Annotated in this window: 23 protein-coding genes, 14 tRNA genes and 1 pseudogene; 30 read left to right on the top strand and 8 right to left on the bottom strand. The window is 58.0% G+C overall.

Annotated elements, in window-relative coordinates; genetic code table 11:
- Positions 1-800 precede the first annotated feature (800 nt).
- Positions 801-1,760 (bottom strand): hypothetical protein, encoded by a 960-nt coding sequence (locus EPY72_RS14085; protein ID WP_135806842.1) that lies wholly within the window; start codon positions 1,758-1,760, stop codon positions 801-803.
- A gap of 771 nt (positions 1,761-2,531) precedes the next feature.
- On the opposite strand from EPY72_RS14085, the gene EPY72_RS14080 reads away from it, so the two are divergent.
- The 4 genes and pseudogenes from EPY72_RS14080 (at position 2,532) to EPY72_RS14060 (ending at position 5,568) form a co-directional block, all read left to right on the top strand.
- On the top strand, positions 2,532-2,885 hold the full coding sequence (locus EPY72_RS14080) for a DUF8105 family protein (protein WP_135806841.1): 354 nt from the start codon (positions 2,532-2,534) through the stop codon (positions 2,883-2,885).
- A gap of 5 nt (positions 2,886-2,890) precedes the next feature.
- Positions 2,891-3,220 (top strand): DUF8158 family protein, encoded by a 330-nt coding sequence (locus tag EPY72_RS14075; protein ID WP_135806840.1) that lies wholly within the window; start codon positions 2,891-2,893, stop codon positions 3,218-3,220.
- Between the two features lie 88 nt (positions 3,221-3,308).
- Positions 3,309-3,653: pseudogene (locus EPY72_RS14070) on the top strand (ribbon-helix-helix protein, CopG family); the annotation flags it as partial.
- Positions 3,654-4,488: 835 nt separating this feature from the next.
- Positions 4,489-5,568, top strand: a complete 1,080-nt coding sequence (locus EPY72_RS14060; RefSeq protein WP_135806839.1) for a transcription initiation factor IIB — start codon at positions 4,489-4,491, stop codon at positions 5,566-5,568.
- A gap of 154 nt (positions 5,569-5,722) precedes the next feature.
- Here EPY72_RS14060 and EPY72_RS14055 read toward each other — a convergent pair whose 3' ends face one another.
- Positions 5,723-6,310 carry a hypothetical protein gene (locus EPY72_RS14055; protein ID WP_135806838.1) on the bottom strand — a complete coding sequence of 196 codons (588 nt, stop codon included), beginning with the start codon at positions 6,308-6,310 and terminating at the stop codon, positions 5,723-5,725.
- A gap of 192 nt (positions 6,311-6,502) precedes the next feature.
- Between EPY72_RS14055 and EPY72_RS14050 the strand changes: the two genes are divergently transcribed.
- Positions 6,503-7,126, top strand: a complete 624-nt coding sequence (locus EPY72_RS14050; protein ID WP_135806837.1) for a hypothetical protein — start codon at positions 6,503-6,505, stop codon at positions 7,124-7,126.
- Positions 7,127-7,177: 51 nt separating this feature from the next.
- Here the strand turns inward: EPY72_RS14050 and EPY72_RS14045 are convergent, their stop codons facing one another.
- The gene (locus tag EPY72_RS14045) at positions 7,178-8,617 is read right to left on the bottom strand and encodes a hypothetical protein (RefSeq protein WP_135806836.1); all 1,440 of its coding nucleotides are present in this window, start codon (positions 8,615-8,617) and stop codon (positions 7,178-7,180) included.
- A 325-nt stretch (positions 8,618-8,942) separates the two neighbouring features.
- On the opposite strand from EPY72_RS14045, the gene EPY72_RS14040 reads away from it, so the two are divergent.
- Entirely contained in the window at positions 8,943-9,773 is an 831-nt protein-coding gene (locus tag EPY72_RS14040) for a type IV toxin-antitoxin system AbiEi family antitoxin domain-containing protein (RefSeq protein WP_135806835.1), read from the top strand.
- A gap of 62 nt (positions 9,774-9,835) precedes the next feature.
- Here EPY72_RS14040 and EPY72_RS14035 read toward each other — a convergent pair whose 3' ends face one another.
- The gene (locus tag EPY72_RS14035) at positions 9,836-10,324 is read right to left on the bottom strand and encodes a winged helix-turn-helix domain-containing protein (RefSeq protein ID WP_135806834.1); all 489 of its coding nucleotides are present in this window, start codon (positions 10,322-10,324) and stop codon (positions 9,836-9,838) included.
- 277 nt (positions 10,325-10,601) lie between these two features.
- Here EPY72_RS14035 and EPY72_RS14030 point away from each other — a divergent pair, with 277 nt between their 5' ends.
- The 3 genes from EPY72_RS14030 (at position 10,602) to EPY72_RS14020 (ending at position 12,875) form a co-directional block, all read left to right on the top strand.
- Complete coding sequence (locus EPY72_RS14030; protein ID WP_135806833.1) at positions 10,602-12,008, top strand: ATP-binding protein; 1,407 nt, start codon at positions 10,602-10,604, stop codon at positions 12,006-12,008.
- Positions 12,001-12,357: a DUF8170 family protein gene (locus EPY72_RS14025; RefSeq protein ID WP_210423542.1), complete on the top strand. Its 357-nt coding sequence runs from the start codon at positions 12,001-12,003 to the stop codon at positions 12,355-12,357. Before EPY72_RS14030 ends, EPY72_RS14025 begins: the two co-directional genes overlap by 8 nt.
- Before the next feature lie 104 nt (positions 12,358-12,461).
- Positions 12,462-12,875, top strand: coding sequence for a helix-turn-helix domain-containing protein (locus EPY72_RS14020; RefSeq protein WP_135806832.1), 414 nt, complete (start codon positions 12,462-12,464; stop codon positions 12,873-12,875).
- Between the two features lie 466 nt (positions 12,876-13,341).
- On the opposite strand, the gene EPY72_RS14015 is transcribed toward EPY72_RS14020, so the two are convergent.
- Together EPY72_RS14015 and EPY72_RS14010 are read right to left on the bottom strand one after the other, a co-directional pair.
- Complete coding sequence (locus EPY72_RS14015) at positions 13,342-14,190, bottom strand: DUF8172 family protein (protein WP_135806831.1); 849 nt, start codon at positions 14,188-14,190, stop codon at positions 13,342-13,344.
- 136 nt (positions 14,191-14,326) lie between these two features.
- On the bottom strand, positions 14,327-14,947 hold the full coding sequence (locus EPY72_RS14010; RefSeq protein ID WP_135806830.1) for a hypothetical protein: 621 nt from the start codon (positions 14,945-14,947) through the stop codon (positions 14,327-14,329).
- A gap of 723 nt (positions 14,948-15,670) precedes the next feature.
- Between EPY72_RS14010 and EPY72_RS14005 the strand changes: the two genes are divergently transcribed.
- The 12 genes from EPY72_RS14005 to EPY72_RS13960 all read left to right on the top strand — a co-directional run bounded on the left by EPY72_RS14005 (position 15,671) and on the right by EPY72_RS13960 (position 17,433).
- Positions 15,671-15,746: transfer RNA gene (locus tag EPY72_RS14005), tRNA-Gln, on the top strand.
- A 3-nt stretch (positions 15,747-15,749) separates the two neighbouring features.
- Positions 15,750-15,823 (top strand) — tRNA-Asp (locus EPY72_RS14000).
- Between the two features lie 249 nt (positions 15,824-16,072).
- Positions 16,073-16,145: transfer RNA gene (locus tag EPY72_RS13995), tRNA-Pro, on the top strand.
- Positions 16,146-16,149: 4 nt separating this feature from the next.
- Positions 16,150-16,236: transfer RNA gene (locus tag EPY72_RS19525), tRNA-Ser, on the top strand.
- A 2-nt stretch (positions 16,237-16,238) separates the two neighbouring features.
- On the top strand, positions 16,239-16,379 hold the full coding sequence (locus tag EPY72_RS19520; RefSeq protein ID WP_168216049.1) for a hypothetical protein: 141 nt from the start codon (positions 16,239-16,241) through the stop codon (positions 16,377-16,379).
- Between the two features lie 226 nt (positions 16,380-16,605).
- A tRNA-Ser gene (locus EPY72_RS13990) sits at positions 16,606-16,691 on the top strand.
- A gap of 47 nt (positions 16,692-16,738) precedes the next feature.
- Positions 16,739-16,820: transfer RNA gene (locus EPY72_RS13985), tRNA-Leu, on the top strand.
- 42 nt (positions 16,821-16,862) lie between these two features.
- Positions 16,863-16,945 (top strand) — tRNA-Leu (locus EPY72_RS13980).
- Positions 16,946-16,949: 4 nt separating this feature from the next.
- Positions 16,950-17,021 (top strand) — tRNA-Tyr (locus EPY72_RS13975).
- Positions 17,022-17,025: 4 nt separating this feature from the next.
- A tRNA-Thr gene (locus EPY72_RS19515) sits at positions 17,026-17,152 on the top strand.
- A 34-nt stretch (positions 17,153-17,186) separates the two neighbouring features.
- Positions 17,187-17,259: transfer RNA gene (locus tag EPY72_RS13965), tRNA-Glu, on the top strand.
- 103 nt (positions 17,260-17,362) lie between these two features.
- Positions 17,363-17,433: transfer RNA gene (locus EPY72_RS13960), tRNA-Met, on the top strand.
- Positions 17,434-17,497: 64 nt separating this feature from the next.
- Here EPY72_RS13960 and EPY72_RS13955 read toward each other — a convergent pair.
- A complete protein-coding gene (locus EPY72_RS13955; protein WP_135806829.1) occupies positions 17,498-18,739 on the bottom strand; it encodes an RNA-guided endonuclease TnpB family protein in 1,242 nt (413 codons plus the stop codon).
- Positions 18,729-18,869 carry a hypothetical protein gene (locus EPY72_RS19510; RefSeq protein WP_168216048.1) on the bottom strand — a complete coding sequence of 47 codons (141 nt, stop codon included), beginning with the start codon at positions 18,867-18,869 and terminating at the stop codon, positions 18,729-18,731. Before EPY72_RS19510 ends, EPY72_RS13955 begins: the two co-directional genes overlap by 11 nt.
- A 179-nt stretch (positions 18,870-19,048) precedes the next feature.
- On the opposite strand from EPY72_RS19510, the gene EPY72_RS13950 reads away from it, so the two are divergent.
- The 9 genes from EPY72_RS13950 to EPY72_RS13910 all read left to right on the top strand — a co-directional run bounded on the left by EPY72_RS13950 (position 19,049) and on the right by EPY72_RS13910 (position 25,698).
- Positions 19,049-19,453 carry a hypothetical protein gene (locus tag EPY72_RS13950; RefSeq protein ID WP_135806828.1) on the top strand — a complete coding sequence of 135 codons (405 nt, stop codon included), beginning with the start codon at positions 19,049-19,051 and terminating at the stop codon, positions 19,451-19,453.
- A gap of 47 nt (positions 19,454-19,500) precedes the next feature.
- A tRNA-Glu gene (locus tag EPY72_RS13945) sits at positions 19,501-19,576 on the top strand.
- A 426-nt stretch (positions 19,577-20,002) separates the two neighbouring features.
- Positions 20,003-20,077 (top strand) — tRNA-Arg (locus EPY72_RS13940).
- 115 nt (positions 20,078-20,192) lie between these two features.
- A complete protein-coding gene (locus EPY72_RS13935; protein ID WP_135806827.1) occupies positions 20,193-21,722 on the top strand; it encodes a TROVE domain-containing protein in 1,530 nt (509 codons plus the stop codon).
- A 27-nt stretch (positions 21,723-21,749) separates the two neighbouring features.
- Positions 21,750-21,821, top strand: a tRNA-Gly gene (locus EPY72_RS13930).
- Positions 21,822-21,880: 59 nt separating this feature from the next.
- Entirely contained in the window at positions 21,881-22,174 is a 294-nt protein-coding gene (locus tag EPY72_RS13925; protein ID WP_135806826.1) for a hypothetical protein, read from the top strand.
- A gap of 71 nt (positions 22,175-22,245) precedes the next feature.
- Complete coding sequence (locus EPY72_RS13920) at positions 22,246-22,920, top strand: MarR family transcriptional regulator (RefSeq protein WP_135806825.1); 675 nt, start codon at positions 22,246-22,248, stop codon at positions 22,918-22,920.
- A gap of 204 nt (positions 22,921-23,124) precedes the next feature.
- The gene (locus tag EPY72_RS13915) at positions 23,125-23,448 is read left to right on the top strand and encodes a DUF6788 family protein (protein WP_135806824.1); all 324 of its coding nucleotides are present in this window, start codon (positions 23,125-23,127) and stop codon (positions 23,446-23,448) included.
- A gap of 795 nt (positions 23,449-24,243) precedes the next feature.
- A complete protein-coding gene (locus tag EPY72_RS13910; RefSeq protein WP_135806823.1) occupies positions 24,244-25,698 on the top strand; it encodes an orc1/cdc6 family replication initiation protein in 1,455 nt (484 codons plus the stop codon).
- Positions 25,699-25,707: the final 9 nt, after the last annotated feature.

Here is a 25,707-nt window from a genome sequence, read left to right as displayed (position 1 = left end):
GCGAAAGAACGACGCTTGTAGGACCTGTTCACGAATGAGAGTAATACCGGGTTTCAGACATGGTAGCTGGTGAAGCTGATTTGGTGATCTCGAATGTTGCACCCTCTCCCCCCTTTTTCGAGTTGTAAGTCGATGGGAACAGGCCACACCAAACGCTATGTGACGAGCGTTGAGTTAACAGAAGTTGGCGTAGAGGCAATGAGACGTGATAGTACGCGGGATCAGAACCACGGACGAGATGAAGAGGTTATCTACTCCAGAGGTGTCAATTGTCTAGCCGGAGCTAGACAATTTGTTTTCTTTGTCTCTAGTGCGGTTATGATAAGGTAACGTGTAACATAAACTTTCGCATTCCTAGCTACAATTTAGAAAATGAAATACTCAGCCTCTCTATCGCGTATATCCGCCACAATCGGCTGTTTTGTAGTCCCTCTTGCTGTTCACCCCTCCCCACCGTCACGAGTTTACAACTCGAAAAAGGGGGGAGGGGGTCGTCAGGTCCAGTCCGTGATACCGACTATATGTGTTCCGTTGAGTTCTCGTCGGATGTCGGTCCGATCCCAGTCAATAGGTGTCCGTATGCTCTCGACGCCTCGGACCAGCTGCGACTCGTAGTACGACTCGATTTCCTCTTGGCATTCGATTCGCCAAACATCGCGTCGCTAAGCCCTTGATGCCCGAAGCAGGCGACGAGGATCCACTTCAGTGCTCCGACCGAGTTCCCCGTACATATCGGACTACCATAAAATCGTGTCTATCAACTCATCTGTCAAATGAAGATGCCAGTAGAATAGTCCGGATCAGCTTGCTGATGTCGTCTGGAACGCATTATGCTGGACGACGAGCGTTGTCCAATACACGTCCCCTTGGTACCGAACCAGATACGTGCCGCTCAGGTCACCTTCACCCTCCTCGTCGAGCCCGTGGGGCTGTTCGTGTCCGCGAAACCGATCTGCGAGCGCCACAAGCGCATCAGACGGCGTCTCATCGGGCCCGACAACGTACGGTCCGTCCGTGATCGCCGTCTCGACGATCTCTCGCTGGGCGTCTGGGAGGTCCGCAAGTTCGAACGTAAACCGCTCGCGCATCTGTTGGCCGTACTCGGCGGCTGTTGCCACCTGGTCGGGCGTGTAGCGATAGGTGTTCAGCGTCGTGTCGTAGGCGTCGTCGATGACCCATTCGGCTTCTGTTCCGTCGTCCCAGATGATGTACGAGTACTCCGACTCGGGGACAAGGACGGATTGTTCGCGCTCGGCGTCTGTATAGAGGAACGTCGTCCCGATTCCGATCGGGTCACCATTAGCGAGTCCGTGGGCAGCAAATTCCTCTTGATCAACTTCGGGGAGGTCAGCGAACTGAATAGCCTCTGCCTCGGTTACCGATCCGGTGACGATATCCACTTTCACGGAGTATCTGGTGGCCGGCGTTTCCTCAATCACCTCGTATGCCAGCTCGTAGACGCCGTCTTGGTAGGCGATATGTTGCTGTTCGGGTAGTGGCGGCCGTGTCGCCTTCGTTGTCGTGCCACCGTCGAGAATCCGATCGAACAGTTGTGCCGTTTCGTCGTTGCCTTCAGCAGGGCGGACTGTATAGAGGACCTTCGTCGGGAGTTTCGCGTCGGCAATCGTCGTCAGTTCGAGGCGTGCTGTAGGGGCTTCTGCAGCGGCGTTGCTTCCACCCAACCCACCGGGACTGGTGCAGCCAGCGATTACTGCGGGGAGGGACGTGGCGACGGTCGCAAGGAAGGCACGGCGGCGCATAATTGTGATTCCACGGAGGCGCTCGAAAAGCCTTGTGTCGGACGGACGAAGACAGCAAAAGCTCCGGAAACAGTGGAGGGTGAAGACTATTAACCAACAAACTCTGTTCCTGATTCGGATTGTTGGTTAACGGCCCGTACTTATCCATTGTCAAATTCGGACTGTGAACAAGCCGTCCTCTCAGTATATTGAGATGAAGGGTTGTAGTACTGTCTACCTTGTACTGAAACTCCCGTCGGGCAATTTTGAGTGGATTCAGCATCCCGAATTCGCGGGAATAGGGATCTCTTTCGGCATCTCCCGGGAGAGCGCGGCCATCCAGCAAGGCGTTCTTGACACAGGGCTATTCGTATCTCTCATCAGTACTTCCCGAATTTACCCCGCTTACCCCGTGGTCGAGCAATTTTAGCGAAATAGTAGTGAGCCGGGAGCTCGTCGAGGTATTTTCTACTGTCTCAAATCGGCCCGACGAGGTTCTCCTTCGATTTGAGGGCGTTATAGTGTCTTGCATATCGCGGTTTTCGTCCAAAGAAAGACGCGATATGCAGTGTGCGAAGGCCGCCGGCTCTCTCCGGCCGAGGGGCCATCTCTGGAGTCCCAGCTTCCGAAATGTATTAGTTTAAACGAACCGTATCGTCTACTGAGTCACCGGGGCGATTGTCGTCCCAACGACCAGCCTGACGTATCCGGTTTGCTTCCTCGAGAGCCCTCTCTGTGAGTCCGTCTCACGGGTCCCTGATGTTGATGACCGCGGCGCGCATCCTGTAGGGTATGGACTGTCCTGCGTGCGGTGGCCCGGTCACACTCGAGGTCGGGCCGGACCGACCGCCGCCGACGTCACTGTCCGACGCGGTGCTCGATGCTGCTGAAGACGAGCGGCTCGACGTCGTCCGGACGTGCTGGGACTGTGGGTGGCAAGAGGAGCGCCAGCTCCGCGTTGAGGCAATCGAGACGACCGCCGGCGATGCAGATGCGATCGAGCGGGCCGGTCTTCTCGAGGAGATTACCGATGAACTCGAAGCCATCGAGGCGCTCGGGACGCTGGAGGACACGCTCGCGGAGGTTCGTCGACAGCGACGGCTGGAGCCAGCGGCAGAAGACACGAACGAGGACGCGACGGAGTAAGTATGATGACTGGCTCTGAGCCACTCTATGACGTTCGTGAGCGCACCGGGAACCCCGAGCATCCACCGATCGATGACGTCGTCGACCTTGTTCTCGAGCGAGCAGAGCACCCACGTGTGGACCACCAAAACGCCCACCTAGACGAAGCGATGGCGACTGTCGTCGACAGATATGGCTCGGAGACTATTCGGACCGTTATCTATCGGGTTCTCGTTGAGGAGTATCCGTTTCGAACTGCTACGGCGGACCTTGACGTCGACAACGTCGACGGCGTCCGAATCGGGACAACAGCCACCCGGTTCCTGGCAGAGCTGCCCGCACAGAGTGACGATTGAGTTCGACATTCCCGATTCCTGACGCTCAGAGCGTGTACTGTACAGCCCCGAAACCGTTACCAGCGTCTGTCCGAAACGTACGCATCGTATGGACCCAAGCGACGAGTTGCAGCGAGTTCATTTTCACTCGCCGGCGTCGCTCGTCGAGCGCCTCGACGCTATTGCGGAGGTCTACGACACGAACCGATCTGCCCTGCTCATCGAGGCCCTCCGCAAGTATCTCGACAAGACCGCGGACAGTGAGCCGTTCCGGGAGCTCGTCGCGACGAAGTACTACGACGACCAACTCGACTTCGAGACGGTCACGCAGCTGGTCGGCGCCGAGACCGCTCAGCGGTTCCGCCTCCTCAAAGCGGATCTCGAAGACGAGCCACTCGATCTCGCTGCCCCCGACGACGTCGACGTCTACGATGGCGACCCGACAGCGGTTGATGCCGAGGTCCGCCAGCTGTATGAGCGGTATCAGGCGGCCGAGAGCGACGCCGAACGTCGAAAGATTGCCCTCGAGATGGGGGCCCTCGACGGCCGGCGGCATGCGGATATCTACGCCGCACTCCAGGACGAGTAATGGGTTTCTGCCACATCAGCGACGGAGACATCTGTAACTGGCCGGCTCACCGATACTAGCGGTATCTCGACAGCTAACTCCCTTAGCCATCAGGGTCACGTCCGTCGAGTTTGCTCGTGAGATACTGCTCCCTGCTCGCGTGGCATCGGAGACAGCAAAGAAAGCCCTCGACCGCTCGACTACCCGCGACCCACGCTGCGCGTCTCGTTGGACTCGGTGCTTGCGGGATCGGAGAACGGTCGAGACGGCCTCGCCCTTTCTGAGTCCGCCAGGCTGGCGCTCGGGATAGCGAACGACGACATCGGCTGTCCGGTGTTTCTCGAACGGCCCGCGCCGCTCGCCGCTGGCGCCCTCCGCGTCGCTCGCGACCGACCATTCCGGGCGGTCTGCCTGCAGTAGCGGGCGGACTGCCGGGCTAAATTGAATGTGCCCTCGACGCCAGCGGGAAAGCGCGGGGGGTTGCGCGGCGTGGCTGCTCACCCCCCACGCTTTCTCCGCTGGTCGCTCGCTCCGGGCGGGTCGGCGCGCGGCGCTGGTTGTATCCCTCCGTGCGGGCGCGCTCTCGCTCGCGCCCGGTAGGGCGCTCGCGAAGGCGCGAGCGAGAGCGCGCAGACGGCTCTGTCGGTCGTGACGTCGAGGAAATCCCCGTGCTGGAACACGGGGTGTCGGGCGCTGTGGTGAGCGCCTTCGGGTTACTGCAATGTCGAGTAACAACGCGAGCGAAAAGACGGTTTCGGACGTACAGAATACGACCACCGAGGAACGCGGTCACGAGTCGACGGTCGAACACGAACCGTCGGGGCGGTCGGCCTGTCCGGAGTGTGAGGGCCAGGTGATCACCGAAGACGAGCAGTCGTTCTGCACGGACTGTGGGCTGATCGTTGCCGACGAGTGGGTCGACCTGAGCCCGACGCTGAACGACCTGGGGCTGGTCGGAGACGCCGACCAGAGCATCGAGACGGTGGACCCGCTGCGGACGGACAAGGGCCTGCACACGAAGATCGGGCGGAACACCGACGGTCGCGGTAATCCCCTGAGCAACGAGCAGTGGGAGAAGGTCCAAAGCCTCCGGAAGTGGCACAAGCGGATGCAGTTCGGCGAGAAGCGCAAGCGAACGAAGCGGCTCAACGAGGGGCTGCGGGACGTCGAGATGATCGGCGGCAACCTGAGCTTGCCGGACCACGTCGTCAAGATGGCAGCACAGTTCCTCCGAAGCGCCTCGGAAGCGCGGCTGCCGGGCGGACGGATGGCCTGGGAGGCACTCGCCGGCGGCGCCGTCCTCCTAGCCGCGCGGGCCTCATCGGTCGACCGGGACGAGATCGACGTCGCGGTCGCGACGCACACCAAAGCGCCCCACGAGCGGGTATGCGCTGCGGCGCGGAAGATACGGTGCGAATGCGGGTTCGACGCGCCGCTCATCAGACCCAACGCCGTGATGGCGGTCGTCGACGCCCTCGATGACGACGCCATCCCCGGGGCGCGAGCCGTGCGGACGTGGCGACTGGCCCAACACCTGATGAAACTCGGCGATCAGGTGCCGGTCGGGCCGGGAACGCCACGGTGCACCGTCGCGGCGTCAGCGCTGTACGCGGCGGATCGCCTGCTCTCGCGCAAGCACCTCACCCAGGAGCAGGTCGCTGTGGCGGCGAGCACGATCGTGCCGACGTCCAGAAACCGGATCGCGCGGTACAGTCGGGAGCTCGTCGATGCCTACGAAACTGAACACGGCACCGACGACCCGGGTGTCGGCCTCGAAGCGGAACAGGACACCCTGCGCTGAACGGGGCGCTCCCCCGTTTTTTAGTGGCGACCACCGCCCGTGGACGCCCCGCCGCCCCACCCACCGCTCCGTGCTCGCTCCCTGCGGTCGCTGCGCGCGCAGCCACAACCTCGCTGACAGGCGCGTCACGCAGCTGGTGAGACTATATCTGGAACTAGCTCCGGACGGTTTTCGACATCTGACCGTCCGCCCAAACTGACTCCTCATAGATATCAACCTCAACCTCCGCCGATTCCGGGAGGTCACCTACGTCGACTATTACGATAACCGGATGAACTCGGTCCACTTTCTTGCTTACAGTTGCCAAACTCTCCTGCTGATTTTCTGTCAACCTAACCCGATTCCCACTCGATACCGCTTTCACCTCCACCGCATAGTACGCCAACAGATCCGTCGTCGGGTCTACCTCCTCTCGCGAATGGGGCGGACTTGGCGTGCCCTCCACTGGTGTCAGTGCCTGCACCATGAGAATATCGTCAGGTATCCAGCCTTGCGAATACCCCCAGTCACCATCCTCCGGCAACGTAACACCCTCCAATACCCCTATATGAACTTCCTCCGTCAGATTCCGACTCTTCGAATGAATCCGGATGTCGTCTCTGCTATACTTCTTCCCCTCAGGCCGGTCAATCACGTGTGTAATAATCGCCTCCTCCAGCGGCTCTGGGAAACCCCCGTATCGCCCTGCAATCATCTCTGCAATCAATCCCACATCCATCCTCGACAAATCATACGTAACCATCGGTCTCTACTTTCTCCGTCCTTCTACCAGCCGCTTTGTATTAGGTGGTTCCGTGCCCAAACAGCTCCCAATTCTGAACTGCTAAGGTTCGACTCGTGTCTGAAAGGCCGATTCATCCGTAAGAGCCACTCTCAACGGAATCTACGAATTCTGTAGGTTTGTCGTACCCACGAGGAGCGGAGTGAGAAACGAATGAAGGCTGTTCCATCATATACAGTCGATAGAGAGACTGCAGGGACGCTCCGCGAATGGCTGTTCGAGAACGCGGTCGAGAAACACGGCGAGTCCGAGATCTCCGAGCCACTCGCTGAACTGGCGGCCGCCATCGATGGCGTGCTCTACGAGCAGGCAGAGGCCGTCGAACTCGGTGTATGGGCACAGACGGATCCTCTGGGTCACCGAGACACATCACACGTCGACGGGAGCTCAGTCGATGAGCCCCGATCAGATGACGCACGCGACCCAGCCGAGCCTGCTGCTCTCGATGTGGGAATCAGCAAGCCAGATCGCATCTATGACACGCTTCCCGATTCGGCCTGGCAGCTCGATCACGAGCAGTCCATGACGAACCAGGAGCGATCCCCGTCAGCAGCGTCTCACGGCAGAGCGACACCGACAGAGACCTCCCGCACACGACGGCAACAGCACCGTCCATCAGTCCGGTATCGCACCGCGTACGAGTGTTCCGTGTGCGGGAGCGTTCGTGAGTTAGAAACCTCGCTTCGAGTCTGTGCGTTCGTCGATGAGTGTCCCAGCTGCGGAGCAGTCGCTCGCTTTACTGCGGACGGGATTCCCACACCGTTCAGGAAGAGCTGAAGACGCCTATTACAGTCTCTTTCAGCCAGTTCCCTTGACTGTCGGAGATAGCTACGGGAACACCTGATAGAAGCCGGTCAAGCCGGTTTGACGGATTCGATCACAGGTATCGATGAACGTCGCTCCCTGATCGTCCTCTCTGTGTTGCTCGATGAAATCCGGATAGCCGAGCAACTGGAGGTACGCATTAGCAAACTGGATGAGCGTCTTCACTGCGGCCTTCATGAAGTGGTATGGTTCGATGTAGCCCGCATCAGCCCAGTCTGCCTGATACAAGCCCCACTCAGTGAGCGGATCATAGGGTAAGGGATCGTCATCTATCTCGGGGTAGTACCGCTCGAAGGCATCTCGATCTGCCTCATTGAACCGGTCAAGCGGGATGACTCCTGCTGTCCAACCCTGATTAGCATCCTCGAGGAGACTGTCCTGATATCCTCCGCGATGGACTACAAGCGGTCGGAGAACATAGAGCAGATTGATGTACGCCATGTGGGCCGCGATGTGATCACGAAGATCAGTGTTTGCCTCCCGAACCTCGTCCAGAAAGTCCCGTCCCCGGTTGTTCGAGAGCGAGATGAACTCTTTTCGAATGTCGTCGATAGCATACTTCTCCGCGGTCTTGAGGGCAAGTGTATCGAAAACGCCGGTGATCAGGGAGATCGCATTGTCGAAATGGTACTGGACGTTGAGCTGCGTCCGGTTATCTGGCTCCTGGAAATACTGATAGCCAATCTCATCGACGGCGATAAGCAAGTTCTGAAATCGGATGCTAAATCCTCGTAGATAGTCGTCATTTGCGTCGGCCTCCACGTGATACCGCGGAACCAACGACCGGAAGAGATGCCAGTACCAGCCGAACATTCCGACGGTGAGGTTCGGACTAGCGTAGAACTGCTCCCGGTACCGGAGGTAGAGCCCGAGATATTCGACTGCCTCGCTGAGGCTCATGATGTTCAACTGCCCACCGGGGAAGTGCGCTTCGAACCACCGTCGGTTGGTGAGGAGGACCGCTCGGTTCGTGATGAACAGGTGTCCCTCATCACGATGGTTGAGCGCGGCGTGGACGAACACCTGCCGGACTGTCGCCAGCTCTCGATCGGTGACGTCCTCTACTTCGGTCGCATACGCGTCGACGTCATCCGAGAAGACTCGTGCTGTAGTCCGCCGAATCGCCCGTTCCTGATATCCGAACAGGTGCGAGAATGACGTGGTTGTTTGCTCCCCATCATCATCGCTCCGGACAACTCGAGCCCCGTTCTCTGCCGTCTCAATTGTATACGGTGGGATACACTCAAGCTCCTCATGCCGTGGCGTGTCTGGCGACCGAATGAATTCGAACTCGCGGTTCGCTGCATAGTCGAGTACCCGCTGGGCGGCATCGTTACCATCGGCGAGCTGCTCGTTCAGTGACGCGGTATCCACCAGTACGCGCAGCGGGCCCTCACCGTCACGTGAATCATGGTCTCGACGGATGATATCGCGTGGGTTCATACCTGTGTCTCGTAGTGCCGGCAAGTCAACGCTGTGGACACGTCAACAAGCCCCTCCACCTTGTTTTTGAATACGATCGGAATTTTGTATCGAATGACTAATTCGAACTCGATCCAATGTCACATCAATAGCTGGACCAGCCAGAAGACGGGGTTGGAAGATATTGCCGACAGAATCTGCCACATCCGATTTGTTCATCCACAGTCTCCACGATTCTTAACCAACACATATCTATTGGATGATTTTGTGTTGGTTAAGGAAGCTAAGAAGGATGAGGCAAGGCTAAAGCAGGTCTGAGACTATATTCTATGTAAGAAACGCAGGTATGAGTCTCATAGAACAATCGCAAAATATACGCCAGGGGCTCTCGACTCGAGAAAGTCGACTCTTTGCACGACTCGCTGGCGCGGGGCACCAGATCATCTCCGTTGACGATATCGAGACGACGCTGGAGGTTTCCCCAAACACCGCCCGCGAGATTGCCTCCCGGCTCACCGAGAAGGGCTGGCTCGACCGACTGTTTCCCGGCCGATACCTCATCATCCCACTCGCAGCCGGTGAAGAGGGCCTGTACACCACCAACGAGTACCTCATCGCCGCCCACGTCGCCGATCCAATGTACATCGGCTACTACAGCGCCCTCAGCCACCACGGGCTGACCGAACAGGTCCCACGGACGGTGTACGTCGTTACGCCGACCCGAGCGCAAAGCCGGGAGATCCACGGTGTTTCGTACCGCGTCACGACAGTCACCGAGGGAAAATTCTTCGGCGTTGAGCCGACATCGGTCGAGGGTACGACCGTTCAGGTCAGCGACCTGGAAAAGACGCTGGTCGACTGTGCGGACCACCCCGAGTTCTGTGGTGGTCTTCGGGAACTTGCGACCGCGATGCGCACCGCCGACGAACGGGGTTGCGACTGGGACACGGTCGGCGAGTATCTCAAGCGCCTCGACAACGGCGCGGCGACCAAGCGGATCGTCTACCTCGCCGACCAGCTCGGCATTAACCTCCCCGCCCGCGAAGAGCTCGTCGCGTCGTTCACGAGTGGCTATTCCCCACTGGACCCCACGCGACCCGACACCGGGTCGACCGACAGTACGTATCGCCTCCGGATCAACGTCGAGCCAGCCATGCTGGAGCCCATGGAGTCCTGACCAAGGTACGAAGTCCGCGTACCTTCTCTGCAGCGTCGAGAACGGTGCTGTTCGACGACGAACTACGAGTTTGTGCCACCATCGACGGCGTCGAGATCGGGCTCGTCGAACTCGAGGGCTGCCGCGACGGCATCCGGAAGCTCCGGGCGAGGGGCCGATTCGTGGCGCTCGATTTTCTCGGTCTTGCGCGTGTTCTCGTAGAGGGCGCGTGCGACCGGAAGCCCACGGAGATACTTGTAGTCGTGGAGGACTTCGACGCCCCGCTCCGTAAATCCGTAGAACTGGGCGGGGAGATCACGTTTCCCCTCGCTTGGATCGTACGTGTAGCGTGTGAGGAGCCCGGCGTCGATCAACGTCTCCAACTGGTCTTTGATGGCCGCCTGACTCTTTCCGGTCATATACTCGAGTTCGGCGAGCGACATCAGATGGGCGGGATGGCCCAGCAGCTCCTGGATGATGAGATGGCGCGTATCCTGGGACAGCAGCTTGAACAGCCGTTGCTGTTCCGCGAACGGCCCTGCATCGGCCGCGCCAGTGTCGGTTTCGCTCATACGTGATGGTACGAGGTAGGGCGCAATAACAATTAATCGAACGGCAGAAGAACTCATCAAGGGTGTTCGAGGGCGAATTTTCATCTTACCCAGTTAACCACGCAAAGGCGGTGTTTTCTGATCTGTTGGTTACCTTTTTCTGCGTCCGCAGGGAGCATTCTGACCTTCGTCGAACATTACCTCGCCATATTAGAGTCCAGGATATTATCGTTCAGACTATTATAGTTTTGCCTCTAAAACTCGAAACACGTATGTATCTCCCACCACGACTGGGTGTATGGACCAGTTCGTCAATCGGCTCGATGAACTCGATCGGTTGCAGGCCCTCTACGAGAGTGAGGCTGCAGAGCTCGCCATTATCTATGGGCGCCGTCAAATCGGCAAGAGCGAACTTGTCCGCCAATCGATTGCCGACCGCGACGATGCTGTGTACTATCAGGCAGTCCAGGGAACAGCGACGACACAGCTCAGGCGATTCGTCGAAGCAGCAGCGACGACCTATCCAGACATCACGGCCGTCAAAGAGGAATGGGAACCGCTCTTGACGTACCTCACCGACAGAGACGCCATCATCGTCATCGACGAATTCCCGTACCTCATCGAATCGAACGAGGGACTTCCGTCGGTCATTCAACACCTGTGGGATACGGCTGTCGACGAGAGTCAGGCAACGCTCGTACTCACAGGCTCTGCAATCGGTATGATTCATACGCACGTCCTCGATGGCGGTGCGCCACTCTACGGCCGGGTATCCCAGACACCGAATGGCCGCCTCGAACTCACCCAGCTGCCGTTTCGCTCCATCCAGGAGTTCGTGCCGACGTACGATCCCGAAGAACGGGTGTTCGTCTATGGCGTCTTCGGCGGCACACCCCGATATCTCAGCCCACTCGATTCATCACAGAACCTCGGAGAGAACATCACACGGCTGCTGTGCGACCCGGATGGCCCACTCCACGACGAGCCCGAAACCGTCCTCCAGATGGAACTCAACGAGGTGAACACGTATTTTTCTGTTCTAGAGTCGATGGCCAGCGGGAACCGCAGTCGGAATGAAATCGCTCAGGGAGCCGGCATCGAGAGCACCAACACGTCGTACTACTTCGACCGGCTGGAAACCCTCCAGATCATCGAGAAACACCATCCAGCACTCGCCGACCCGGCACGCAGCAAGCGGACGCGATACCAGATTCGGGACCCCGTGTTCCGGTTTTACTTCCGGTATCTCTACGGCCGCGGGGGACAGTACGAACTCTACGGCGAGAACGCCTACGCGGATCTCATCGAACCGGAATTGCCCGACTTCGTCAGCGAAACGTTCGAATCGCTCTGTCACCAGGCGGTGCCGGCGCTCTATGCAGACTACCAGCTCACGCAGGTGCCAAGCCAGTGGTGGTACAAGGGCCGAGAGGTAGATGTCGTCGCCCCAACTGACGAGTCAACGCTGATCGTTGGCGAAGCGAAGTTCACCAGTACACCCCTCGGCTATGATGTGCTTTCGAATCTCGAAGATGACGTGGAGCACATCGACTGGACACCCAAGGGAGGTGATGAGCCGACCTATGAATTCGCCCTGTTCAGTCGTTCTGGCTTCAAACGCTCCGTTGAGGAAGCTGCAGACGAGCGTGATGACCTCCGTCTCTTCGATCTCTCCGATATTGTTGCCATCCTCGAGGGTGACTGATTCGAATCTTGAATCGAAAGGGCATATCATTCAGGCCGCTCTCGAGATAGCGTTCGCAGACGATTTGTTGGAGGATGAAGTCCAATTAAACGTCGAGCCGTTCGTTGATCGCGCCCAAGAGAACGGTCTCGGTATCGACGAACAGGAGGTTTGGGATGTGATCGACGATCGAACAGGCGAGGGCGAAGAGCCAGCAACGTACAGCTGGGTTCGTCTCAACAAGTTCCGCAAATTCGAACGCCACGATCGATGCTTCCCGTGGACAACTGAGGACGAGCTTCGAACCGCAGTCGACGCTCTCCCGTCCCCGACACCGAGTCCGGAGTGCAAAAAGAGCGAGAAACGGTGACCTATCTTGCCCTACTCGCTTGACGTTACACTTATCAGAGCTAGTTGGCCCGGTAGTTTACTCTCGGGTAAACTACTTTACTACGCCCGGTCGAATACATCGGTATGGACGCTGGTTCGGGTATCGTCGACGACACGACATCACGGGAACTCGTCCACTTCATTACACAGCAGACACGGTTTTCGCTTATCAGCGATATTCTCGCTCACCCCCAACAGCATCCCTCGATGTGCGAACTCGAGGAACTCAATCCCAGCGTGAGCGAAGCGGCCGTCTACAAAAACGTGCAGAAACTCATCGACGCCGGCATCGTCGAGGAGGTTGCCCTGGACGACAACCAGCGCCGGCAGGGCTACCCTTGGAAGTTCTATGGGCTCACGGAGGAGGGGCGGGAGTTCCTAGAGGAGCACAACCTGCTCGCTGCGGAGGAGACGCTCCAGCAGATCTACGACACCATCTCTGACAAACCCGAGAAGATGGTCAAGTACGAGAACGTCCCCCGTCCCGACGACGTCTAACGACACATACTATTCGCGAATAGTTTGCTATTCAAACTCTTCAGCCCGTGACGGGACGACATCTGATTAACCAACAAATCTATGTCGATACGCACTTTGTTGGTTAATGCGAGGCGACCGCCGACATCTTACGAGCCACCGACGCCGCTGCCGGAGCTCCCGACAGAGATCGTCACCACACTCACTAGTTGTGTCCAGACCAAGTCAAGCACGTCGCACGTGACCCCGAAAAGCTCGTGCGGTCCGCCCTGAAGGGGAAGTGGGATGTCAAATCGGCTTGCCTCGATCAACAGTCGGGGAAAAGTTCTTATGCTGGAACCGCTTTTTTGTGATAGACGCGACTGGAGGATCCTACGATGACGTTCCAAGAACAACTCCGCTCAATAGAAGAGCGATACGGCGTAAGCGAGAGCGAACATGCCCGGGAGCTCGGGCGCACCGTTGCGGACCTTCAGGATTAACGCGGTTATTCTGCCTCTTCGAGGAACGAGACGAATTCCGCTTTTCCATTACCTTCGGTAGCGATGAGTTCGTCGTGCCCAGCACGCGTGACAGAGTCAGTAAGGAAGTTCGTACAGAGTTCGGTGTGGAGTTCTCCATAATGCTCGTACGCTTCTGAGCGGGTGAAATCTAGGTCATACTCTGCCAGAACGATCTCAATACCATTTTTCCGCAGCACGGTGTCACACCCCCATTCAGCAAGCAACGAGAATGCTGTCGTATTCCGCCGAACCGTGAGGAGCCGTTTCGACTCGGTAATGTACTCGTTGACCCACGATTTCCAATCGTACTCTTCAGTCGCAAAGTCCGGGAATGAGAACCCGGTTTCGATGCTCTCCAGATACCACTGAGCCATACTGATCGACGTCCGGTGATTCGCATTGGGCAACGCGTGTTTCAGAATAAGCGTAGACATCAGCTGCCCTGCAACATCAACGGCGGTTCCACTCCAATCAACACGTGCGATAGCGTCGGGAATCCGCTCCAGCTCGATTTGCTTGTAAATTTCGAGCTTCGCTTCCTCTTCGAGCGCTTTCTCCTCAATGATTTCCTCGAAGATCTGAAGCAACCGTACCGTAATCATCCGGTCCTGTGGCGACATTTCATCAAGCACATCTTCAAACTCGTCGTCAAGATCCTCAACCGTTCCACTCGCCCCACGATTCGTATACAGTACAAAGAACTCCTTATCAAGATCGTAGTCCTCAATGATCGCATCTTGCCCGGATGTCGTTATTTCATCTTTGTCCCGAGTGACATAGGCGAGAGAGTACTGAGAGTCCTCGGGGTGATGGTAGTAGACACGGCCATTCATCCCATCAGCGTAAATGATAGGCCAATTTAAAACACCCTACATCCAGAAGCTCATCAAGACCGGTATCGTCAACGTGGTCTCCCTAAACGACGACCAGCGCCAGCGGGGGTATCCCTGGACATTCTACAAGTTCAAGCTACTCAAGATGCGAAGTGTATAGGCGTCGACACTCATCAAGCCACTCGATCTCGTGGTATGCCACGTCGTTCTGAATGTCGTATTCAAGCGGGAGTGGATCCGAACGGTGGGCTGTAAACGTGAGGTTGATCTCGATACAGGGCCCGTGCTCGGAGACGCATTCGAAGCCATCGTCAACGGGGTAGACAACGCTAAACCAGCGAATCTGGAACCCAAAGTGGTCACACACATCTCTGACGACGGCAGCGTCACAATAGGGCGTGTGGACCCACAGTTCCCCGCCAGCGTAGGCCTGATCTTTGACGCACCAGACTGCATCAAGGGAGCGGAGAAACTCGGCAGCGCGATTGTAGTGTGCTTCAGTCAGGCGGTCCCACCAGTGGTACTCCTCGACGTCGTCAACGAGGAGCTGGAGGCAATCTCCACACACATCATACGCCCGTTCATCAAGGGAGATTTCGTGGAGTTTGTCGGACTGGGTGGTGTCACACGCATCGCACGGCGGGGAAGCACCACTACCCTGGCATCCGGTGGATGATCGCTGTTCGGTGTGGTTGGAACACCCGCTGTTTGCACTCCCTGGCTTCTGAGATTCGTTTGAGTCGGTATTCTCGGTCATTGGTATCTAACCGAGAACCGTCAGTCACGCCGTGTGACTGGGCTCCCGGCTAGCACCGGACCGGCGATCGGCCACTCATCTATCGCCACAGAGAGCAGGTTGGTGTAAATAGTTTCTGTGGGTCCAACCGAGGACACCGGCCAGCGTCCAGCTATCGACGACAGCTGATATTGGAGAAATAAATCGTGTGCAACCGCATCTTGAAGTGAAACTACCGTGCCTGTGGGTAACACACCCTAACTAATTTTAATACAATTGCCACGATATTCCAGGTTGACGTCCGAGACACCCCTCAAACCGAGAGAGTTCAACACGATGATCATCACTCGCCTCATCCCGCGGCGTGCTCGTTCTCGCTTAGCCGCGGGTCCCGTGTTCGGCGAGTGCCTACAAGATCAGCGTGCGAAGAGCCCGGGCGCAAACCGCCGGATCCACGTCGACTTCGAATACGAGAGTTCGACGCAATCCGGCGACGTCCGGACACTCTCACCCGCATAACTCGGCCCCCATACGGACTACCCGTCACGGGTCGGGGAACACGGGATTGCCGCCTGCCTGTGCCCAGTACTCGCTCAGGACACAGCCTGATGCGAGTGCGGGATGCCAGGCTCGCGGCTGATTGGTTTCCGTTCGTTTCGATACAGGAGCGAGCGGACTCCGTCCGCGCTGAGCGTACGGAAGTCGTTAGCCAACAACTCCGCAGCGAGAGCTGCGGCTACGTCGAGCCCCGGAGTCTCCGCTGGCGAGGGACGCCGGACTTTGAATCCGGAGGTCGCCGGTTCGATTCCGGCCGGGGCGACATGCCGACGTGGTGTAATCCGGCGAGCATACGGTCCTGTCACGGCCGTGATCCGGGTTCAAATCCCGGCGTCGGCGTGGATGCGTGGCGTGGCCACGTGGGGATACCCATCGAGGTAGGCAGCCCGTTGGTGCGATCAGCTGGATCGTTCCGACGATGCTGGGCCCAGCAGGGTCTGCAACCTACATGAGCCGGTGTGGTATTCCCGGGAGCACCCGAAGTACGCCCCCGCGATGAGACGCGCAACCACGACCACCCGTTCGTGGTTGCGCAGCTGGAAAGTCGTACAGATAGATAATCAGCTGCCGAACGCTCGGCAGTCCCGTGAGCCGATGGTCCAGCGGACGACGATCTGTGCATCGGGCGCACAGGACCGAGGTTCGAATCCTCGTCGGCTCACTGTGCCGTGACTGGGTATTGGGGAACCCAGCGGCCTGCTATGCCGTGGCCGTCTGCTATCGGTCTCCCGGTTCGAATCCGGGTCGCGGCGTCATGACAACGAATGTCTGCCCTACCTGCGAGGAGGAAGCGTTCCGTCACGTCCCGCTCGGTGAAACAACGTCCATCGACACGATTGGAAGCGTGGAAATCTGCGTCACCGAGGACGGCGCATACTTCCACGGAACGAGGTGACCGCCATCCATCCCTGCCGTGACTGGATGCTGATGAACACATTCGCCTCGGTAGTAAAGCTCAGAAGCTGAGTAATGCGCGTCTTTCGGTGTCCTGGTGAGAAACGCGAGGCGGGCTCATCGGAGCAAGTTCCGACGGAGATGGTGAGACATGCGGATAGGCGACCGCGCTCGGTTTGAAACCGAGAGCCGGGAGTCTTCGGAGTTCGACTCTCCGTCTCACCGTTGGCGGGGTTTCCCTAGCTTGGTCAAGGGACTGTGTTGGAACCGCAGCGTCCGCAAGGACACGAGTGTTCAAATCGCTCTCCCGCCGCTGCGTGCCGAAGTGATTCGCAGAGTCGCCGGCGATTCTCGAATTGCGCCGCCATGCCAGAGTGGTCGAACGGACACGGTCGAGACCCGTGTGGTTAGTCCTTCCCAGGTTCGAATCCTGGTGGCGGCATCCGGCCGTCGTGCCGGGAGACAATCATTGCTTCACCGTTCCGTCGCCGTACTCAAGTGGTCAACGAGAAGTGGCTCAGACCCGCTGGCGTAGGTCCTTCCGAGGTTCGAATCCTCGCGGCGACATTTTCTCCCTGTGGTGTAGCGGCTACGATGCCTCCCTGTAGAGGAGGAGACGCACGTTCGAGTCGTGCTGGGGAGACTGCGGGACGGTGGAAGAGCCTGGCATTCACACACTCTCGCCGAGTTTTCACCGGAGACCCGGTGCGACGGTGAGAGTTCCTTCATCTCACTTGTAACGAGAACACGCAGGTTCGAATCCTGCCCGTCCCACTAGCCGACGACCCGTTCCAGACGAGGCCAACCCGCTCCAGTGGAGTAGCGGCCAAACTCACGGCCCTCTCACGGCCGAGCCCCCGGTTCGAATCCGGGCTGGAGCATTCTCCAACAGTCCGAGACCTCTCACTTCCAGCCGACGAAACTGAGGGACGGACAGCTGTGGAGAACTGAGAGATGTCCATGAGTGAGTTCCGAATTGTGTGCTGCGGGATAGGATAATGGCAGTCCACGGGGCTCATATCCCCGAGGCCCAGGTTCGACTCCTGGTCCCGCAATGGAGGACAACAGTGACATCCTCCGCGCCGTGAACGGCGCCGCTTCCCTGCGTAGGAATACCAGCTAGTCGCTGGCAGTGGGTTTCGACCCGAACTCACTGAGCGTCATCTGCTCTGATTGGCTCTGCTCGGTGTGGGTCGTGGTGCTGTCACAGGCACTCCCATCCCGAGGCGAGTCATTGCCTGCCGGTTTCAGCGGCACGCTCTCTCCCCACGGGTCTGCCCGCTGTGCGATATTGATAGCGCCGTTTATATCGCCCTCAAACGTCGTGACGTGGCACTCGTCGTGCGTACAGTGAAACTCTCCGCCACCGTCTCGATAGCCGATGTGACCGCACTCGTGGCACATCTGCGACGTGTACGCGGCATTGACGTACATCGTCGGGATTCCCGCTTCGGTGGCTTTGTCCTCGATACGGTCCTGCAATCGAGCGAACGCCCACGCATGAAGCCGCCGGTTCATGAATTCGCCGCAATCAAGCGACTCGCGGATGTACGTCAGGTCTTCCATCACCAGAACCGGCTTCTCGAATTGCCGGGCGTACTCGACAGCCTGTCGAGACGCCTTCTCGACAATATCGGTAAGGGCGTTTTGATAGTGGTCGAATCGCTCGTCGATCCGCCACTCGGCTGCGTCTCGCTCTTGCAGTCGTTTCAGTGTGGTGTACATCTCTTTGCGGAGATGCTTCGCACGGCTCCCGTCACACACAAGCGGGCGGGTCGGTGAACCGTCTTTGAGGGCACAGCCCATAATAAGAGACGATTCACCAATGTCCAGACCGATGTGCGTCACATCGTCGTTGTCGGTATCGTGATCGGGCTCTTCGACAGGATACTCGACAGCGACGTGTAGCATCCATGATGTTCGATTCTGTATCAGTTGGAGTTGACCGGGCGAGACATTCCCGGCCAGCAGGTCGGCCCACAGATGTTCCTGTTCGGGGTTGATGCGAAGCGGAATCCAGAAATTCGTCCCGCGTCCGGGTTGGGGGACTTCCCACACGTAGCTGTGTGTTCGGTCCTCCGAGTAGTCGAAGCGAGCGGCACGGTTGACCATTCGTGTCGGGTGGCCGTCGCTCAATTCCTGTGCATCATCCAACGACGGCACGTAGTTTTTGAGCGCGTCTTTGACCTGATACGGCAGGTCGTAGGAAGTCACAATGTCGTTGACTGCTGACTGCGTATCAGCGCCAGCCTCGAACGCCTCGTGTAGCCCTTCGTGATACAGGTCGTGGAGTTCCTGTAGCTTTCGCTCTTTGTGGGCTGTCGGCGGCGCGAGTGTCGCTTCGAGCGTCTTAGTCGGCATCGGCGGCCTCTAATCCCTTCTCGATTAGCTCGCGGTATGCTCGTGGGTGGCGGATACCGTTCTCACGGGCGTATTCTTTGACCCGTTCGTGTAGGTCGCCGTCCCGCTCCATATCCACGTCGGTTCGCACAGAGCTATGTAAGTAGCCGTGTAAGTAAACACTTACGTCCGGTATTCAGTTAGACGACAGTCCTGGCGGTTGTCGCCCGAAGATTACACGATTCCCTCCCGCCCTGTTCGTTTCTCGGTTCCGACCAGTTGGAACACTCTTCACTCACGGGAAGGGCGGGATTCCCTCGATGTATCAAGATGAGCCTATTCGATACAGTCGAACTCTACGACGACGTCCACCTGCCAGAGTACCCCGAAGGGATTACTCCTGCCGAGGATGTCGACTGGCAGACGAAAGGCATCGATCGACCGACCATGACCACATTTCGGATTACGGCGGACGGTCGGCTCCTCGAAGAGGAGTGGCACACCGAAGCGGTCCCGCCAGAAGACCGGCCATACGCGAGCCGTGACGACGTCGACGAGGACGATTTTCGCTACATGGCCGGCAGTCGGAACCGAGTCCACGACGGCTGGATCGAACGAGAGGACTACCACGGCCGCTTCAAGCTCAAACACTCCTTCGAGGATCTCGATACACTCGTCACGTATCAAGTGACGTTCACGCACGGGCAACTCGAGGGCTTCGAACGCCTGCGATAATCCGTGCGTATCCGCCGCACCTCAGCGCTTGATTTCGTCCCTACTGCGCTCCCGGAGTCTCCGTTGGCGAGAGACGCCACCCTTTCAAGGTGGAGTTCGGGGGTTCGATTCCCCTCGGGAGCACTCGGGGAGGCTGGCCCTGACAGCGTTTATTCCGTGTCTGACATAGCGGGCAGCCACGGATCTGTGACGCTGTCACGGTCGGCTTTCCCCAAGCGTGTGGTCGTCGAGGTGGTGCGTTTCTTCGCCCGCAAAGCACACCAACGGGAGTCATAGCCCGTCGCACCACCGGTTGCCCGACCGCACGTGGCGACCGTCGAGTCGGAGCGTTGCTTCGCCAGGAACTCGCAGGTTCAAATCCTGTCGGTGGCGCAGTCCATCGAGAACATCCCGGACAAAGAGCGTCCGAGAGGACGCTCGACACCGGTCCCGCTCCGACAGTTTTCCGGTCGCCGTGTCGCCAGTGGCCGTCGATCTGGAGCGCTACGTCGATGGCACGCTACGGGTTCGAATCCCGTCGTTCGCTCCAGAAATTGTTCGGCCACTCGTGTTCCCGTAGCTCAGTCAGGACAGAGCACCGGCCTTCGAAGCCGGGTGTCGCACGTTCGAATCGTGCCGGGAACGTCCAGCCGAGCGATGCGAGGCTGGTTCGGGAAATTTCGCTCCCGAGACTCGCTGCTCGCACCACGTGTGAGCAGCACCAAAATCGGAGTCGCCTGTTGCGGCTCCGGGTGATAGGATGGAATTCAACACGCCAAAGCAAACGGTCGCGGAGGCAACGCGGACCACCAACTACGAAGGTGGGGAAGCGTTCGAGCCTGCCGACCCCCTACTCGCACTGTACAAGCGCACGATCAACCAGCTGCTGGAGGGGTCGTTCTACGAGACCGATGACGAGCAGCTGGCTGCTGTCGTTCGCCAGTTCGATGCCGCCGCAAACGAGGACCCGGAGTTCGTCCTGAAGCTCGCGGCCTATGCTCGCCAGGAGCTCTACTTGCGGGACATCCCACAAGTGCTACTCGTACTGGCAGCCAACGACGACCGATTCAAGGACGACTCCCCCGAGTCGCTCATCCGCGAATGGGCGCCGGCGATCATCCAGCGGATGGACGAGACGGCCACCGCGCTCGCGGTCCACGATCAGCTGTTCGGCGGGACTGCGCCGTGGCCGCTTCGACGCGGGATCGAGGACGCACTGGTGGAGATGGCCGACGCCTACACGCTGGGCAAGTACGACCTGTCGCGGCGCGAGGTGACGCTGCACGACGTCTTCAACCGCGTCCACCCCACGCCCGTCGACGCCGAGCAGGAAGCGCTCTTCGAGCGGTTCATGCGTGGTGGCCTTGACGACTATCCCGACGTCGACCCGTTGCCGGCGCCGAACACGTGGGAGACGGTTATTTCCGAGCGCGGCAACACCCAAGCCGCCTGGGAACTGCTCATCGAGGACGACGAGTACACGCTGCCCATCTTCGCGTCGATCCGGAACCTCCGGAATATGCTCGAAGCCGGCGTGCCGGAGGACACCGTCGTGGATCACCTCGACCTGGAGGCCGTCCGACACGCGCCGCTGTACCCGTTCCGGTACTACCAGGCCTACACCGCGCTGCAAGACGCGGACGTCCAGGCACCGACGGTCGAGCAGTGGCTCGAAGATGCAATTGATGTCGCGGTCGAGACGGTGCCTGGCGGATTCGGCGATACCTTTGTCGCGGTCGACCTGTCAGGGTCGATGGATCAGCCGCTGTCCGCGAACAGCACGCTCCGACTGAAGGAGATCGGTGCGTTGTTCGGTGCGATCCTGGCCGACCAAGGTGCTGACGTCGGCGGGTTCGGCGACGACTTCCAGACCGTTCCGATGCACGTCGACACGCCAGTCCTGCAGCGCCAAGCAGCGGTGTTGGCGATCGACGAGGATACCGGGAACTCGACGAACGGCTGGAAGGCAATCGATTACCTCCGCGAGCGAGGTGAGCCCGTCGAACGCATCGTCGTCTTCACCGATATGCAGATCTGGGACAACACGCCGTTCACGGCCCGCGATTCCCAGACGGTCAAGGACGCGTTCGATGCGTATCGAGACGCGGTGTCTGCGGACACCGCGCTGTATCTCGTCGATCTCGCGGCCTACGGAGACCTAGTGACGCCAGAAGGCTACGAGAACGTCTACAACATCTCGGGATGGTCAGAGAACGTCCTCTCGTTCATCGAACACGCCGAGAATCCGAAGCAGATCATCGATGAAATCGAGGCGTTCGAGCCGACCTAGCCCTGTCCGTATTTTTTGTTTGAGGATGCGCGAGTGGTAGAGTTCGGAAACACGCGGTCGTGCCACGTCCGAGACGGGCGTTCGAACCGCCCTCGCGCATTCGGAGTACAGTTGTCGAACATCTGGCCCGTGAGACGCGCCTCAACGGAGATGAAAATATGGCAGTATCCAGTACTACCGACCCAGAATCGACGACAATTGCCGTCGTGACGATTCGAATCCCCTGCGGCGCAGATGGGGACCTCGTCACTGACGCTGAGAAGCGTCTCTCGCGGCCCGAAACTATCGATGCCGTCACGATTGACGAATTGGATAGTATCGATCCACAGCTGTCGGCCACACTCATTACCGTCGAAATTACGGTCCGGTGGGCTACGGCAATTGGCGAGGAGGAGATCAGAGACAGACTGGCTGGTGTCCCGGGACTTGAGTCAGTCAGACAGATTGCATAGGCCGTTCAGAACGGCATAGCCGAAAGTGTAGTAATCTATTTGACTGTTACCACAATATTGGTAATTATTAGATGTACGATCCGTTTGATGAGACTGCTGCTAGAGTGTTGCTCACAGTCAATCCTGGAGATTCGATCCGAACGGTAGCCCAACATCTCCACACCCCCTACGAAACGGTTCGACAAGCAGTCAATCAACTAGAGGATGCAGGGTATCTTCGATATGATGATGGACTGTTCGTGACCGACGATCGCGTCCGTAAGGCGGCACGAGACCTGCTGGCCACGAGTGCCGCCGTGAATCCACCGTCCATCGAAGAGGCGTACGTACTCCCACAGTTCGGTGACTGGCCCTTCGCCTTTACACAGGTGGACGCCGTCTACGTGTGGACCCAAGGGGGCTATCAGGTTGGTCGCGAGCCCGGCGACTACCCGCTCTTTCTTGCCGTCCTTGAGAAGGACATCGACGCCTGGCAGCGTTTTTTCGAACAGTTTGGAATCCCAACAGGATTTGAGCGACAACCGGAGGAATCGTTTGAAGGTCCTCTCCAAGTCGTCCTCAACGAGCGTTCGGTGCTCAACCCCGACCACGTCGAAGGATATCCAGTCATCTCTCGGCGCGAGACGATAGCGTTTATGCGGGAGCATTATGCGACGTTTCAGTCAGCACTCGCTATGCTCGATCGCATGTACGACGATCTCGATCTCGACGTTTCCTACCGTGAGTCAGAAAGAGAATGCTCGTGAGTTTCACAGCAGCAATTGAATTATCGACCTCCTCCACGGTGAGGTTTAATTGATTGCCGTTGGTTTGACATCGACAGCGTTCCCGGGTTGCTATTTTTGAATAGCCTGCTATTCATACTCTTCAGCCCGCGAAGGGACGATATCTGATTAACCAACAAATCTATGCCGGTACGCACTTTGTTGGTTAACACGAGGCGACCGCTAATGTCCTACGAGCCACCGACGCCGCCAGCCGAACTCCCGACAGAGATCGTCGACACGCTCAACGGCTACTCGCCAGACCAGCTCCAGCATGTCGCACGCTATGCCGAGGAGCTGGCAGAGCACAAAGCCCGCGAGGCCCGCCTCGAGGAGGAGTCGGAGGACGACGAGATCGACGACCGACCCGATGATCTTCCGGACGAGGTCCCGTCGAAGGCAACGATCACGATCAAGGAAATCAACGACAACCGCTACTACTACTGGCAGTGGAGAGAGGGGGACAAGGTCACGTCCAAATATAAAGGGCCAGTCAATCCGGACGAATGAGGGGTCAATACATCCGATTATCGATTTCCCACACCCCGTGTGCTATTTGATTTTGGTGCACTTGAAAAGGGGGGTGGACACACCCCTCGTCCAGAGTGAAAACAGTGGGAACGAGAAAGAATTTGAGATTAAATTAAGCCGTTAATAGTCGATAGAGCCGTTTTTAGGCACGAACAGTCGAACAGGGTTCCACAGTTGAAGCATGGTTTTTTCTATTTGAGACAGACCACACCCCTGATCACGAGTGTATCCACTGATAGGTTCTCATCACACACCCCGTGTGCAAAGTGTAAATGTGCCGTATTCCGACGATAGAGAGATATTAGGCTGGTTTTGTATATTGAGTATGGCCTCGTGGGATGACACAGACGTACTGGATTCCGTGTAAGAGATGAATTGAGTAACAAGTCGAGCAGGAACACCCCGTGTGCAAAATGAAATTCGAACGGTGAACATCAAGAGAGCCGGAGACTGGACCGATTTTCACTTCGATGATGGGGGGATGGTCGACCCTGCGTTTACACTTCGATGACGGGGGGTGTCAGACGCGCGGCTTGCACTTCGATGATGGGGGGTGGGACGACTAGTTCCAATCAGAGATACGCAAATTCACAAGAGGGGCGCCGATTCTACGTTACACATCGATGACGGGGGGCCTCCCACCAGATGTACTTCGGTGTCGGTTCTTACTGACGAGCCGTGAAACCGCGGAATTCAGGCGGTGTATTGGATACAGCGGGCGAATAAACATCGACAGAGGTTAATCTTTTTAATGCTCCGGTGTACAGCAGGCATATGGCCGGTAGTGATCAAGAAGGGGCGGACCAATCCACCCTTGATGAAGAAACTAGTTCTACGTCGGATGGACAGCAGTTAGAATCCGCCCGTGAGGACGCTGCCGGAGACTCAAGCCACAATCAGGGATCGACTGAAGAGAGCGCTCAGCGGTCGATCCGTGATATGCTCGATGATGAGGGGGAGGCATCGGTTTTCGTCAACCGGGATCTCGTCGAGCCTGACACGATTATCGACGAGGAGCGAATCGTCGGCCGTGACGACCAGCTCGAGTCCGTCGTCTCGTTTCTGAAACCGACTCTCCAAGGAAATCGGCCGCCGAATATGCTGCTGTACGGTCCCGCAGGAACAGGTAAGTCACTCATCATCGGGGCCGTCACGCAACAGATCATCGAGCTCTGTCAATCCAAAGGCGAACGGTTCGGCGTTGTCGATATCAACTGCCAGCCAATCAATACGCTCGATCAGGCCGTCTACGAACTCGTCCAAACTGTCGCCCAGGACGTTGGGAGGGAAGTCGGTGTTCCAGAGACCGGCGTATCGACGAAGCGCAAGTACCGACGTCTGTACGAACTCATCAACGAGCACTACAATTCGGTCATTTTCATTCTCGACGAGATCGACCTCTTAGTCGGCCGGCGCGAAAACGACGAACCCGCGTACTCGAAACTCCTCTATCAGCTCTCGCGGGCGAGTAACACGAACGAAATCGAAGGCCGCGTGTCCGTCGCAGCGCTGACGAATGATCCAAAGTTTATGGAAGACATCGACGGGCGTGCCGAGAGCTCGTTCAATCCACGTGACGTCTACTTCCCTGACTACGACGCGAATCAACTGCGCGAAATTCTCGAAAATCGACGCGATGCGTTCCGTCAAGATGCTCTCGAGGATGACGTGATTCCGCTTGTGGCGGCGTTCGCTGCACAGAGTCACGGTGACGCACGGAAGGCGATCGACCTATTCCGCGGTGCCGGCGACCTCGCAGACGAACGAGGAGATGAAGTGGTCACGGAGGACCACGTCCGAGAATCCCAAGAGGAGATCGACAAAGACCGGTCGCTGAAGCTCGTTGAGGGACTCACGACACAAAAGAAGATTTCACTCTACGCAACTGCAGCAGTTGCGCATCACTCGAACCGGACGGGAAGCTCAGTCCCAAGTCCGGTTGGATTCAAAGTCTATCAGTGGGTCACGAACGAACTCGATGCGGACCAGATGACTCGTGAGACGTACGTCAAATATGTCAAAGAACTTTCGACGTACGGGTTGATTTCAACATCTCGGAAAAGCCGCGGACGAGGCGGTGGGATGTATATGGAGTTCACATTCACGGGTGATCCTGAGGCGATGATGACCCGGATCGTCGATGATACGCGCCTGGAAGGAATAGCCCAGCAGGAAGAACTCCTCAGTTCAGTCGTGAATGCGCAGCTGAAAGAATTTCACGAAGAGTGAGAATCTCGG

It is taken from the genome of Halorussus marinus (assembly GCF_004765795.1).
Taxonomy (GTDB): domain Archaea; phylum Halobacteriota; class Halobacteria; order Halobacteriales; family Haladaptataceae; genus Halorussus; species Halorussus marinus.
The sequence above is the reverse complement of the archived record's forward strand: the minus strand, read 5'-3'. Positions and strand labels throughout refer to the sequence as shown.

What these genes read in the sequence shown, in the direction of transcription:
- EPY72_RS14085 (WP_135806842.1), bottom strand. Translation starts at nt 1,760, where the DNA reads ATGCGCCGCCGTGCCTTCCTTGCGACCGTCGCCACGTCCCTCCCCGCA.
- EPY72_RS14080 (WP_135806841.1), top strand. Translation starts at nt 2,532, where the DNA reads ATGGACTGTCCTGCGTGCGGTGGCCCGGTCACACTCGAGGTCGGGCCG.
- EPY72_RS14075 (WP_135806840.1), top strand. Translation starts at nt 2,891, where the DNA reads ATGACTGGCTCTGAGCCACTCTATGACGTTCGTGAGCGCACCGGGAAC.
- EPY72_RS14060 (WP_135806839.1), top strand. Translation starts at nt 4,489, where the DNA reads ATGTCGAGTAACAACGCGAGCGAAAAGACGGTTTCGGACGTACAGAAT.
- EPY72_RS14055 (WP_135806838.1), bottom strand. Translation starts at nt 6,310, where the DNA reads ATGGTTACGTATGATTTGTCGAGGATGGATGTGGGATTGATTGCAGAG.
- EPY72_RS14050 (WP_135806837.1), top strand. Translation starts at nt 6,503, where the DNA reads ATGAAGGCTGTTCCATCATATACAGTCGATAGAGAGACTGCAGGGACG.
- EPY72_RS14045 (WP_135806836.1), bottom strand. Translation starts at nt 8,617, where the DNA reads ATGAACCCACGCGATATCATCCGTCGAGACCATGATTCACGTGACGGT.
- EPY72_RS14040 (WP_135806835.1), top strand. Translation starts at nt 8,943, where the DNA reads ATGAGTCTCATAGAACAATCGCAAAATATACGCCAGGGGCTCTCGACT.
- EPY72_RS14035 (WP_135806834.1), bottom strand. Translation starts at nt 10,324, where the DNA reads ATGAGCGAAACCGACACTGGCGCGGCCGATGCAGGGCCGTTCGCGGAA.
- EPY72_RS14030 (WP_135806833.1), top strand. Translation starts at nt 10,602, where the DNA reads ATGGACCAGTTCGTCAATCGGCTCGATGAACTCGATCGGTTGCAGGCC.
- EPY72_RS14020 (WP_135806832.1), top strand. Translation starts at nt 12,462, where the DNA reads ATGGACGCTGGTTCGGGTATCGTCGACGACACGACATCACGGGAACTC.
- EPY72_RS14015 (WP_135806831.1), bottom strand. Translation starts at nt 14,190, where the DNA reads ATGAATGGCCGTGTCTACTACCATCACCCCGAGGACTCTCAGTACTCT.
- EPY72_RS14010 (WP_135806830.1), bottom strand. Translation starts at nt 14,947, where the DNA reads ATGACCGAGAATACCGACTCAAACGAATCTCAGAAGCCAGGGAGTGCA.
- EPY72_RS19520 (WP_168216049.1), top strand. Translation starts at nt 16,239, where the DNA reads ATGACAACGAATGTCTGCCCTACCTGCGAGGAGGAAGCGTTCCGTCAC.
- EPY72_RS13955 (WP_135806829.1), bottom strand. Translation starts at nt 18,739, where the DNA reads ATGCCGACTAAGACGCTCGAAGCGACACTCGCGCCGCCGACAGCCCAC.
- EPY72_RS13950 (WP_135806828.1), top strand. Translation starts at nt 19,049, where the DNA reads ATGAGCCTATTCGATACAGTCGAACTCTACGACGACGTCCACCTGCCA.
- EPY72_RS13935 (WP_135806827.1), top strand. Translation starts at nt 20,193, where the DNA reads ATGGAATTCAACACGCCAAAGCAAACGGTCGCGGAGGCAACGCGGACC.
- EPY72_RS13925 (WP_135806826.1), top strand. Translation starts at nt 21,881, where the DNA reads ATGGCAGTATCCAGTACTACCGACCCAGAATCGACGACAATTGCCGTC.
- EPY72_RS13920 (WP_135806825.1), top strand. Translation starts at nt 22,246, where the DNA reads ATGTACGATCCGTTTGATGAGACTGCTGCTAGAGTGTTGCTCACAGTC.
- EPY72_RS13915 (WP_135806824.1), top strand. Translation starts at nt 23,125, where the DNA reads ATGTCCTACGAGCCACCGACGCCGCCAGCCGAACTCCCGACAGAGATC.
- EPY72_RS13910 (WP_135806823.1), top strand. Translation starts at nt 24,244, where the DNA reads ATGGCCGGTAGTGATCAAGAAGGGGCGGACCAATCCACCCTTGATGAA.